The organism is Rhodococcus sp. BUPNP1 (assembly GCF_002215235.1).
GTDB lineage: Bacteria > Actinomycetota > Actinomycetes > Mycobacteriales > Mycobacteriaceae > Rhodococcus.
In genome coordinates this window covers 23,477-35,301 of record NZ_NERM01000036.1, presented here as the reverse complement: position 1 = coordinate 35,301, position 11,825 = coordinate 23,477, and the positions used below count along the sequence as shown (strand labels likewise).

General features: G+C 63.5%; 9 protein-coding genes. 2 read left to right on the top strand and 7 right to left on the bottom strand.

Annotated elements, in window-relative coordinates; all coding sequences use genetic code 11:
- Nucleotides 1-308: 308 nt before the first annotated feature.
- Nucleotides 309-1,313, top strand: coding sequence for a DUF4192 family protein (locus B9C99_RS23325; protein ID WP_088899502.1), 1,005 nt, complete (start codon nt 309-311; stop codon nt 1,311-1,313).
- Between the two features lie 230 nt (nt 1,314-1,543).
- On the opposite strand, the gene B9C99_RS25980 is transcribed toward B9C99_RS23325, so the two are convergent.
- From B9C99_RS25980 to B9C99_RS23315, 3 genes are all read right to left on the bottom strand, one after another.
- The gene (locus tag B9C99_RS25980) at nt 1,544-1,708 is read right to left on the bottom strand and encodes a hypothetical protein (protein WP_155621909.1); all 165 of its coding nucleotides are present in this window, start codon (nt 1,706-1,708) and stop codon (nt 1,544-1,546) included.
- A gap of 121 nt (nt 1,709-1,829) precedes the next feature.
- Entirely contained in the window at nt 1,830-2,138 is a 309-nt protein-coding gene (locus B9C99_RS23320) for a hypothetical protein (RefSeq protein ID WP_253250183.1), read from the bottom strand.
- A gap of 223 nt (nt 2,139-2,361) precedes the next feature.
- Nucleotides 2,362-2,817, bottom strand: a complete 456-nt coding sequence (locus B9C99_RS23315; protein ID WP_253250182.1) for a hypothetical protein — start codon at nt 2,815-2,817, stop codon at nt 2,362-2,364.
- A 228-nt stretch (nt 2,818-3,045) separates the two neighbouring features.
- Here B9C99_RS23315 and mobF point away from each other — a divergent pair, with 228 nt between their 5' ends.
- The gene (gene mobF, locus B9C99_RS23310) at nt 3,046-7,461 is read left to right on the top strand and encodes a MobF family relaxase (protein WP_253250184.1); all 4,416 of its coding nucleotides are present in this window, start codon (nt 3,046-3,048) and stop codon (nt 7,459-7,461) included.
- 38 nt (nt 7,462-7,499) lie between these two features.
- Here the strand turns inward: mobF and B9C99_RS25695 are convergent, their stop codons facing one another.
- The 4 genes from B9C99_RS25695 to B9C99_RS23295 all read right to left on the bottom strand — a co-directional run bounded on the left by B9C99_RS25695 (nt 7,500) and on the right by B9C99_RS23295 (nt 11,801).
- Nucleotides 7,500-8,012 (bottom strand): endo-1,4-beta-xylanase, encoded by a 513-nt coding sequence (locus B9C99_RS25695; protein WP_143543594.1) that lies wholly within the window; start codon nt 8,010-8,012, stop codon nt 7,500-7,502.
- Nucleotides 8,009-9,220, bottom strand: coding sequence for a hypothetical protein (locus tag B9C99_RS25690; RefSeq protein ID WP_143543593.1), 1,212 nt, complete (start codon nt 9,218-9,220; stop codon nt 8,009-8,011). Before B9C99_RS25690 ends, B9C99_RS25695 begins: the two co-directional genes overlap by 4 nt.
- 191 nt (nt 9,221-9,411) lie before the next feature.
- Complete coding sequence (locus tag B9C99_RS23300) at nt 9,412-9,957, bottom strand: hypothetical protein (protein ID WP_253250181.1); 546 nt, start codon at nt 9,955-9,957, stop codon at nt 9,412-9,414.
- Nucleotides 9,958-10,028: 71 nt separating this feature from the next.
- A complete protein-coding gene (locus B9C99_RS23295) occupies nt 10,029-11,801 on the bottom strand; it encodes a type IV secretory system conjugative DNA transfer family protein (protein WP_253250180.1) in 1,773 nt (590 codons plus the stop codon).
- Nucleotides 11,802-11,825 lie beyond the last annotated feature (24 nt).

The following is an 11,825-nucleotide window of genomic DNA, read 5'->3' as shown; positions in this document are numbered from 1 at the left end:
TCCCAAGGTTCCCGCTGCTCGGCGTGCACCGCGCCCGGTCGCCACACACGGCCCTACCGGACCCGCCGACCACCGAGCAAGGGAAAACCCGCCCTTGCCCGGCAGTCACCGCGCCCGGTTCACCAGGGCTGCACCGACCGACCGAGGTACCCGCTACACCACCGCCACCGAACCCCCGATACACCCGCAAAACCGCAGGTCAGAGCATAAAAACGTGTGACCGGCATCACCAGAAAAGCACCAAAAAAGCACCAACAAAACATCGAAAAAACATCGAAAAAACATCAAAACAGATGTAAACTAGAGGTATGAACAACAACGAGAACGGCCCCGTTACCCGCCTCAACACCGCCCAGTTCATCGAAGGCATCCCCGCCTTCCTCGGCATGGTCCCAAACGAATCCCTCGTCATCGCCCTGTTCGATCCCCAGGGAACGACCGGCCCCTTCGCCCGCCTCGACCACGACAACGCCACCGCCGTTGTCGCTCTCGACAAGCTCATGGCCGCAGCCGAGTTCGCCGAGTTCAACGCCACTATCGCCGCGCTCGTCAGCATCCACCCCAACGGCGACACCGCAGAGGAAACTCTTCTCGCCGCCACCCGCCACGCCTACACGCTCGGTCTGGCCGTGCCCATCGCCGCCGTCCTGCCCGAGTACACCGCCGGTGAGACCTTCTTCAACTTCCCCAGCGCCGAATCCGGCGAACTCGGCGACATCCTCGCGAGCACCGTTGCTGTCCTCGGAGTCATCGACGGCCGCGCACCCATTGCCCCCAGCCGCGACGCGCTCGCCGCCGAACTCGCACCCGCCGAAGACCTCGGAGTGTTGTTCGAGCGCCAGTGGGACGCGCGCCAGGCTCGCGCCCAGGCTCCCGAGATCACCGACGCCGCGAACCTCGAGACGTTGCGCGACGCGATCGAAGCACCCCGCGAGCTGACCTATCCCGAAGCCGTCGCCGTCGCGATCACCCTCACCGACAACCCCAGCGCCCGCGACGTGGCCCTGTACTTCTCCCGCAACGTCGCCGCCGTCGCCATCCTGACCGACGCCGCCCGCAAGACCTCCGGCTACGCCCGCTTTACGATCCTGTCCGTCCTCGCCGCCGTCGCCTACGCACACGGCTACGGAGTCCGCGCCGCCGTCGCCCTCGACGCCATCGAGAACGGAGTAGCCCACGAGACCCAGATCCCCAAGCTCGCGCTTCTCATCCGCCAAGTCGTCGACCACGGCCTGCACGCCAAGGGAGTGCAAGAAGTCCTCGAGGCCGGTCGAAACGTCCTCCCCGAATTCGGATTCAGTCCCGAGGACTGACAAACACACCACGAGGCCCCGCACCGACCGGTGCGGGGCCTCGCCCTATCTCCAACTCACCAACGAACCCGCCCGCACCTTCCGCAGCGCGCAGGGCCGAGCTCAGGGCATCGAGCCCCTTCGCCCGACTTCTCCCGCAGCTCGCGCACGGATCCGCGCCACCGCGCCGGGACGACACCCAACCGCAGTGCGACGACCGTGCATCGTCACGGTGCGATTCAGGCGAGCCGTCAGAGAATGTCCGGCTTATCCGAGAAGCAGATGTCGATGCTGCGAGTGCGGGGTACGTCCAACACCGGTATGCCGGCGACCGCCGCATCGAGGGCCAGGTCCGAAATCGGCATCACCTCAAGCACGGCACCGAGCAAGGCCGCTTCCGCTTCACTGCGCTGCATAAGAACCCCTAAACGTCTCCGAAACCGCCCCGACTTGCGCGCAACGGTCAACTCTCATCATCGAATATCCACCGTGGCCGAACCAACCGCCTCGACACATCAGAAGACGATCGCTTGCCAACTACCACAGCGTTCCTTGCGCCCCGTCGTACAGGGCTGTCTCGATCGCGTGCTGATCCCAGCCATATCGCAAGACAGCCTCGCGCACCGCTCGTGAGCGTCGAGCACGTTCGGCACGGTCGACGCCGAACCACAACCGCCGGCCCCCGCCGCGACCCTTACGCCCCATGTCCGCCATGTTCTCAGCGGTCGACGCGAGCACTACATGGGCAGCGAAGGCATCGCCGTCGCCTGTGTTGACGCACAGCGGGTTGTCACAACGCCGGTGCATCGCTACTTCGTTGTCGTCGAGGCCACGTTCCAGCTCCACAGCGAGCGCGTAACGGTGCGGTCGGACCACGATCTGATGACCGTCTCGAGCTATCCAGAATCGTCCGTAGCCGTCGTCACCGAGTGCACCGACCCAGGTGACAGGAATCCAAGTCCGGTCCGTACACCACGCGTTGGAAGAAGCGAGTCCGTTCGATCTCGTCGCCTGGCTCCCATCGCACAGTGGCTCCGTCTCTGACCTCGCGCCGTTGCTTGCTGCCCGATCAGGAGCCGGAAGCAGCTACCGGCACGTCGGGTGTCGGTGCCTTCGCCTCACTGCCGCCCTCGCTCGATCCTTGTGCGGGAGACGTCGAATCGTTGTTCTCTTCGGCCAGCTTCACCAACCGGCGCACCATCGCCACGTCCAGATCGACGAGTTCGGAGATCGAGGTCGCGGTCTCGCCACGTCCAGCAACCTGCGCCAGCGACCTGCCCGCCGCGAGTTCGGCCGCAGCCTTCTTCTTCTCGAACTCTTCGTTCGCCTTGGCGATCGCCGCATCACGACGAACAGCGGCCTTGTCCACCTTCTCGAGCGACGCCAACGCGCGTTCGAGGTCGCGCTGGTTGTCGCTGATCCGCTTGAGCAATTCAGCGCGCCGTTCCGACAGCTTCGACCGTGCCTGACTGCGTGCCGAGATCACCTTGGTCTCGTTGTGCACCGCATCCCCCGAACCACTCACTGCGACAGCCTTCCCGTCTACAACAAATCACGTCGGAGTCTAAACCCGCATCCCGACAAAACCCGTCGCTTCGCCCGAGCGGTCTGCGACCGCCAGCTACACCGATCTATCCCGCACCGTATCTGGGCACTAGCAGCAGAAGAAGGGGACACACCTCTTGCAGTTTTACTGACATTCGGGAATCTCGCTTCCAACCTGCACGTTCGTACCGCTAAGATCGATCCCGTGATGACCCTCCACGTCCTGCACGCAGCGGACGGCTACGAGTACCTGACACGTCAGGTCGCCACAGCCGACCGCGAGCGTGAACGTGGAGCAGAACTGACCGATTACTACACCGCGCACGGCACACCGCCCGGCGAATGGTTCGGCTCCGGTGTCGACGGTTTGAACGACCTTCTCGACGAGATTCACGTCGCGAACGCCGACCAGATCTCGGTCGGAGATGTCGTCACCGAGGCGCAAATGAAGGCATTGTTCGGCGAAGGTCTCCATCCGAATGCCGATGCCCTGATCGCCGAACTCATCGATCGAGGCGTCCCCTCGGAGGACGCAATCCGGCTCGCTCGACTCGGCCGGAAGTTCCCGACCTTCAAGAACAACGTCGAGCTGTTCGACCGACACGCGGCCGAAATCGCCGAGTACACCGATACCCACGGACACGCCCCGAGCCCGGACCAATCCGCTGCGATCCTCGACCGCATCGCCGGAGGAATGTTCCAGGACAAGCACGGCCGTCCGGTCGCGAACGAGGCCGAATTGCGGAACTGGATCGCCCACGAGAAGGGCAAAGTCCGACACCCGGTAGCCGGCCATGACCTGGTTTTCACACCGCCCAAGAGCGTGTCGAGCCTGTGGGCACTGGCACCGAACGAGATGCGCATCGAGATCGAGCGCATCGTTGATGCCACGGTGAAAGACACCCTCCGGTGGCTCGAAGAGAACGCCTGCTTCACTCGCGTTGGCCGCAACGGCGAGGAACAGATCGACACCAACGGTTTCGTCGCGACCCTCTACAAGCATTTCGATTCCCGCTGCGGGGACCCCAATCTGCACACCCACGCCGTTGTGTCGATCAAGACCCAGGCCGCCGAAGACGGCAAGTGGCGAGCCGTCGACGGATCGACCATGTTCCGCTTCGCCGTCGCCGCCTCGCAGCGATTCAACGCCGAAGTGATGCAGCGCCTGAGCACCGAACTCGGCCTCGAGCTGACCCACCGCGAGATCGAGCAGGGCAAGCAACCCGTCGTCGAACTGGCCGCCATTCCCCGCGACATGCTCGAGATGTTCAGCTCCCGCCGCAGCGCAATCGAGGCCCGCCGCGACGAACTCGTGGCCGAGTACCGCACCAAGTACCAGCGGATGCCCGACGCCAAGACGATGTATCGGCTCTATCAACAAGCAACGCTCGACACCCGCGAAGGCAAGGCCGACGCGAAATCACTCGCCGAGATGCGCGCAGAATGGCGCGAGAAGGCCGCCGAAATCCTCGGCGGCAACGAGGCTGTCGACCAGCTCGTCCGCGACGCCTTCGCCGTCGATCACGCCCCGAGGCCACAGCGCCGCAGCCTCGACGACGACGCCCGAGCCGTGATCACCAAGCTCGAATCCAAGCGCTCCCGCTGGCAACTGCCACACATCGTCTCCGCAGTCCAGGCCCACCTCGGCGGTGAGACGTTCCTCGACCTCGACACCTACCGGACGGCAGTCGATCGACTCACCAGCCGGGTCGTGGAGTTGTCGGTCACCACCCCACGCGTCGAGCTGCCCGCGATCCCGAGGCGTCTGCGCCGACGTAACGGCGACTTCGTTCTGTCCCACCACGGCAGCCACAAACACAGCTCCCAGCGCATCCTCGACGCCGAAACGATGCTGGTATCGGCCACCAGCGAACCCACCGTCTTCACCGCTCGCACCGCCTCGATCCATGAGGTGTACGAGACGATGCGCGCCGAAACCGGGCGCAACCTCAACGCCGGCCAGCGCACCTTGACCGAGCACTTCCTGCAATCCGGGGCACTGCTGGCCGTCGGTGTCGGACCCGCAGGAACCGGCAAGACCACCAGCATGAAGGCCGTCGTGCAGGCATGGCAGAGCGAAGGCCGTGGCGTCATAGCTCTCGCACCCTCCGCAGTCGCCGCCGAAACACTCGGCGAAGAAGTCGGCGTCACCGGCCTGACCCTGGCCTCTCTGACCTACCCTTGGCGTGGTCTCGTCGGCAGTCGCCCCGGCACACTTCCGGCAGGCATCGACATCGCACCGGGCACGATGCTGCTCGTCGACGAAGCATCCCTTGCCTCCACCCTCGACCTCGCCGCCGTCGTCGAGATCGCTAAGGAACGTGGCGCAGTCGTCCGCCTGCTCGGTGACCCGGCCCAGCTCGACGCTGTGGAAACCGGCGGAATGCTGCGCTATCTGGCGCAGAACACCGACGCGCCCGAACTCGACACCGTGGTCCGATTCGGCAACGACACCGCCCAAGCCGAAAACTCGATGCTGCTGCGATCCGGTGACTCCACCGGCCTGGACCTGATCTACGAACGCGATCTCGTGCGCGAAGGAGCGCGCGAAGAAATGATCGGCCAGGCCGTCGAGAACTACCTCCACGACCTCGCCGACGGCAAAGAATCCATCGTCATGCTGCCCACCCGTGAGGACGTCACGGCAGCGAACATCCAAGTCCAGGCCGTGCGCCGCTACGACGGAACCAGCGACGAATCCACCACCGTCGCCCTCGCTGACGAACTCACCGCAGGCCGCGGCGACATCGTGCTTACCCGCAGCAACCGCCGCGATCTGAACCCCTCCGGCGGAAGGAAGGCCGGAGCGTTCGTGCGAAACGGCGACCTATGGGAAGTGCTCGATGTCGTCTCCGAACGCGGCGCACTGACCGTGCGGCACCTCGAGCACGGCGGCGTCATCACCCTGCCGGCCGACTACATCAGCACCCACGTGCAACTCGGCTACGCCTCCACCGTGCACCGCGCCCAGGGCGTCACCGTCGACACCGCCCACGCCATCATCACCCCCGAGGTGGACCGCTCCGGGCTGTATGTGGCCGTTACCCGCGCCCGCACCGACAACCGGATCTACGTCCCGGTCGACGTGCCCGTCAGCCTCGACACCGAGCGTCCGCACCTCGAAGACAAGAACGTCTCCACCGGCCGGATGATCCTCGAAACCGTCGTCGCCACCGACAACGGCCACCGCACCGCCACCGAAGAACTCGCCGAACAAGCCGCCCACGCCACCGACCCGGAGCGGCTGAGCGAGGCATATCTGGCCGCCCAACGCCGCCTCCGCGACGACGCACTCGAGACGGAGATGGGCCGCACCCTGCCCGAACACATCGCCGCCACCATCGAAGGCACCGAAGGATGGGCGCAGCTTCGCCAGGTCCTCGCCGATGCCCATGACCACGGCTACAGCACCCGCACACTCCTCGGACACGCCCTCGCCGAAGGCCCCCTCGCCGGAGCGAAAGACATCGGGGCGGTCCTCGCGCACCGCACCCGCGCCATCGTCGGCCAGTTCACCGAACACCCGACATTGCCGCCGCTACCGATCCGCGACCCGCTCCACACCGACGCGGAAATGCACGACTTCGCGGTCGAATGTGCCCGCCGCTACACCGAGGCCACCGACCGCGCCGCGGCCGTAGACACCGGCATCGGCGAGGTCATCCGCCGCTACCGCGACACCTCCGCACTGCTCGAAACACAGAGAGTTCGCACCCTCGCCACCGCTGCATTCGGAGAAGAACTCGGTGCCCGCATCGCCGAGGAATCCTCCGCACGACTGCTCGCCCGCCAGCTCCACCGGGCCGCCCAAGCCGGCGTCGACCCGATCAACCTGCTCACCTGGCATCACGAACGCCTGGTCGAAAACGGTGTCGACACCACCGCGGCCCCGCTTCGCTCCGAGATGGCCAAGCCTCTGACCGAGTTGATCGCCCGCCGCAACACCGCGTGGCTCACCGAGCACGAAGAGACCATCGCCGAGCACCTGCCCACGCTCGCGTTGCAGACCGACGACGAACGCGCCCAGGCCGTCGCCGGACGCATCGAACATCTCCACCGCCTCAGCGGAGCGAGCATTGAGGAGGTTGTGACCGATCTGGCAGAGCGGGCCGGAGCCACCGCCCCAGCGACCGTGCTCCTCGCCGAACTCGACCGCATCGCCGCCGACGGCCGAGACTTCACGAACCCCGACGCACCCGAATGGGTCGTTGCGCCCGTGTCCGACGCCGACACCATCGACCCCGAACTCGCCGTGACGCTCCGCGAGGATTACCAGGCCATCGCCGAGGTGCACCGTGACTTCCGCGATCAGCTCACCGCCGACACCGCACCGATCTGGGCGCGGTCGAGCCTCGGTGCCTGCCCCGAGGATCCCGAGCACGCTGCCCTGTGGAGATCCGCCGTCGCAGACGCTGCTGCCTACCGCAGCACCCACCACGTCACCGACGAGGACACCCTCGTTGGACGCCGGCCGAAGGACCGTCGTGCCTCGCTCGACTGGATGCACGTCGAACGTGAACGCATGCAGCTTCACGAACAGCGAACACGGAAGCAGTGCACCGATTACGGATCGCTCAGTCCAACGGATATGACTGGAATCGAACAGCGGATTCGTCGGATCTGACGGCGAAGTTGCTTCTGAAAGGCTATCGACCCAACGAGTTAACTTTCCGCCTCCGGGTTATTCGGCTTATATTTCCAGTCGGCTTGTCCTGCTAACTGCTTTGCAACCGCTCGGATTTGCCCACGGCTGTTTGCCACAAGCGAAAAGTCAACGTGAGCATGGTCGTCGGGACGATCCTCGAAGTGAGAATCGTCCCAGGCTGTAAGGACTGGTGGAGTGTTATCAATGCCCAGTTCCGCGCCCACCTCTTCGATATTCGCGACCGTCAGACCTACGGTACCGTGAGGAGGGGTGAAGTCCTTACTTTCTGCTTCTTTTCTCTTTCGTATAAGTTCGGAACGATTTTCGTAAGCGGATTTTGCGTCTGTAATTTTGCCTTGGACGAACGAAGACCTGTTTGAATCTTTCTTGTCGTCGTTTGTCAGCATGAACGCCTGGAACGTCACATGCCCATTCTCGGTATGCTGTTCAATGATTACGCGATACAACTCTTCGTTAGGCTCGCTAATTCGTACTCGTTCACGCGAGGTAGTGCCCTTTTCGCTAGTCATCGATTGACCTCAATCCACTCGGAAGCTTCACGGAGGACGCTGTCCCATTCCGTTTCCGGATCGGCTTCCGTGTCTAGTGTAAATTCCAACTCCTCATAGCCGGGAGGGGAATCAATTATCCGGTGTAAGTAGACTGTCAACTCGAAATTTTCGAATTCTATTTCTGCGCTAATCTTGGAAGGGCTTTCGGGCCATTCAAACTGAATGCCGCCGTTTTCGGTGGGGAAGATGTACTGGGTGTTGGCTTCGTGTTCGAGGAGAAATGAGTGAAGCCTTTCTGCAAACTCCAGGACATCCGGCTCAAGAGGCTTACCCGAGTCTCCGTCCAGCCACCCATCGTCTAAGCTTTTCAGCTCGCCCAGCTTTCTCTTCCCTAGGAAGTAAGAAAGCATCGACGCTCGTTCGCTGGTTTCTGTAGTTACCAAATTGGATATCTGGACGTCTTCTTCAATCTTTATTAGTTGTCCAGACGGGCTGAACTCGCCCTTTCCTGAGATTGTGCAGTATATGCTTTGGTCAATTCGTTCGTCGACCTGGAAACTAATTCCAGTGTCTTGCCAGCTGACCTGTATGGATCCTCGGTCAAAGGATTGTAGGGTGGCTTTCTTGTTTAGAAGGTCCACTGACTTTAGCTGACCATCTAGTTCGATCTGCTTCTTGTACTTCGCATTCAAGCGGCTAAGCACTTTGTTGCGCGCATCAGGCGTAAATCGGGGAAAATCTTCCCAATTACTAGTCTGGGGTTGACCAATTTGTAGATATTGATCTTGATTAAGCGACTTTCCCAGACGCTTCATCTTCGATCCGCCGACCTGCCGGATTACGTCAGGGATCTCCCCGCCCTCAGCTGCGGCTTTTACGTACTCGATAAGAGTAGCTACAGCTTCGTCGATAATCGGCTTTAGCGGATCGGCATCGAACAGTGCGGGGTCGGAAACCTGGCTTACTCGAGAAAGGACCGGCGTCTTGCTGCCCCCGCCAATGCTTGTGAGGCGGAGATCAGTTTTAGTATCGAGGTTTCTGAGCGAGCGTCTTCTATGTGGATTCTTGTTCTTCCAAATAACTCGAGCAATACTTCGAATCAGTTCGTCGAGTGCAACCACTTCGGCCAGCGCGGAAGCGGGGGTGCCTTGGCCATGGAAGCGATCGCCAACGAGGTGGACTGATACAAGTTCTTCCACCTGTTCCTGATCATGACCATTTTCCATTTCCGTAGGGTAACCCAGGTCATAGGAGGCCGATCCTCGGCCTGGGCTATGGGTGGAGGGAGGGGATTGCTCTACACGTGGTTCGCGGTGGTCCGGCCGCGGCGCCTGGGCGGGCACTCCCCGCGGCCGGACCACCACACCGAGGAACGGCCGAGTGGTGAGTCCGGCCTGGTGATGTTCCCCGGCAGTCTCTAGGTCCGCACGTATCCCTCCGTATCGTCGGACCACTGCCAGACGTGACCGTCATACGAGACCGGCCCGAACTCGTCGTCAGGATCGACCGGTTCGGCGTCACCCGAGTCGATCAGATCGACCATCCGCGCAGCATCGATCACCGCCGGCCCCGCTCCATTGCTCGAGTCCGGGAGCGATCCGGTCGCGGCAATCGCCGCCGCGACCGGGGTTGGCCGCGCCGCGATGTTTGCCGCGATCCACTCCCGCGCCCCGTCGAGCAGCGTGACCTGCACCGTCGGCGGTTCGCAGCGCCCGTCGATACAGTCGCCGAACTCGTCGGAGTTGGCCGCCAGCCGTTGCAGAAGCGGTTGATAGACCTGGTAGTGCCAGCTTCCCGGCGACCATGAATGCACCTGACCGTCGCCGAGCTGTTCGTAGGCGACCTTGTGCGCCGACATCGCCGCCGTCAGTTCCTCGACCATCTTCGGGTGCCGATACCAGCAGCCCTTGATCCGATCGGTGAGCCGGTAGCAGCCGCGAAACCACTCCACCCAGTCGATCAACTCGTCCCACAACTGTTGTGCTTGTTCCTGGTCGAGATGCCGCCACGACAGCCGGCCCGGTGTGTACCCGCTCATCCGAGCACCACTTCCCCGCCCGTGCGGGACCACGCCCACTCGGGCAGCTCCCCCGTCTCGCAGACCCAGTTGTAGACCTCTTGAGAGTCGAGCACCCGCTTTTTCCAGTGCGGAATGTCCCACACCAGCGGGAGATGGATCCGCGCCGGAGCCGCACCCCGGTAGATCATCAATGCCTGGTCAGCAGGCATTCCGCGAATCTCCGGGGCAGTCGTCACCTTCGTCTGCCGAGGAGCCTGCGTCGGAGACCACCACTCGTCGCGCTCGCCGGTCAATCGGGAGATCTGCTCGAGCTCGTTCACATCACCGAGGCCGGGCAGGACGATCCGCACCGGCGAGTTCGTCGTGAACATCTTCCCGGCGCTCGGACCCCATCGCCGGATGTTCTGCTCCTGACCGTGGCAGAACGCCCAGATCGAGATTCCTCGCCCGGCGCTGTCGGAGACCTTGTCGGGCAGATCCGGGATGGGCGCGACGTTGTTGACCTCATCGAGAACGAACCGCACCGGAGGGTCGATTCTCTCCTCCGGGTACTCCCGCGAAATCTCTTTGGCCAGGTAATACGCCTCCGCCGCCAACGCCGTGACGATCGGTGCGCTCGAACCGTAGGAGCCTTCGGAGATCAGATACAGCGTCCCTCCGTCGCGGATGAGCTGCGCGAGGTTCACCGACTCATCGGCGGTGACATTGACTGCCGCCATCAGCTTCGGTGAGGCGAGGGGATCGAGCAGCGTCGAGACTGTCGACATCACATCGTCGACCGAATCCGATCCCGAGCCGCCGAGCTGCGAATACTCCACGCTCCACGTCGGCAGGTCCCGGTCCAGAATCTCCTTGACCTTCGGCACCTGCCGCTGCATCGCCCAGCGATAGAAGGTGGTCACATCCCCACCGGACACCGCGGCCGCATACAGACAGCACCGCAGGTACTTCGCTGCGTTCGTCGAGAAGTACCCACTGTTCTTGGTATCGCCGAGGGGAACAGCCTGAACCAGCGCATCGGCACGCCGGATCGCCGTGTCCGGGTCATCGCAGCCGGCCAGCAGGGACCACCGCATCGGCGTCGGCCACCGCGTGATGCCCTCGGGGTCGAACACCTCGACCGGGCCGGAGGCCAAGCGTTGCCCCACCGTCGACCACAGCAGGTCAGGTTTGGTGGTCGTGGCCAGCACGAACCCGACCGACTCGACGATCCGCTGCCAAGCCAATCGCCAGCTCTTGCCCGATCCGGTCGGACCCTCGACCAGCGTGCCGTCCCGGTACTGGACGAACACCTCGGCATCTTTGCCATGCTCGCCGTAGAGCGTGCCGATCCGGGTCGCCACCCGGTGCGCGTCGATCTTGCGGGCCGGAGTATCACCCAAGCTCGCCCGATTCGTCTTCGCGGCTTTCACTGCGCTCTTGCGATCGAGGCCGCGCTGCCGCAGCTCCGCCCGGTCCGCAAACCCTTCTTGGCGCGTGCGCTTAGCGCGTTGACGTGCCGAAACCTTCCCGTCGATCACGAGGACGACGGTGATATAGGCCAGCATCGCTGCGATCAGGCACACCCACACCGCGATTGCCGAGCCCGGCCGCGAGTCCTCGGGCCAGCCCACCGTCGGATCGCCCGGCGTGAGCACCAACGCCTGCAACACCGCCAACGTGCCGTGCAGCCCTTCCGGGAACACCGGACCTGCCCCGGTCACCAGGCCGGCAACCGCGCCCCCGGCGTACACCGTCCACAGGACCCCGCCGATCACCACGACCGCCAGGCCGGTGCCGACCGGCATCACCGGCTGTGTCGGCCGCTGCTG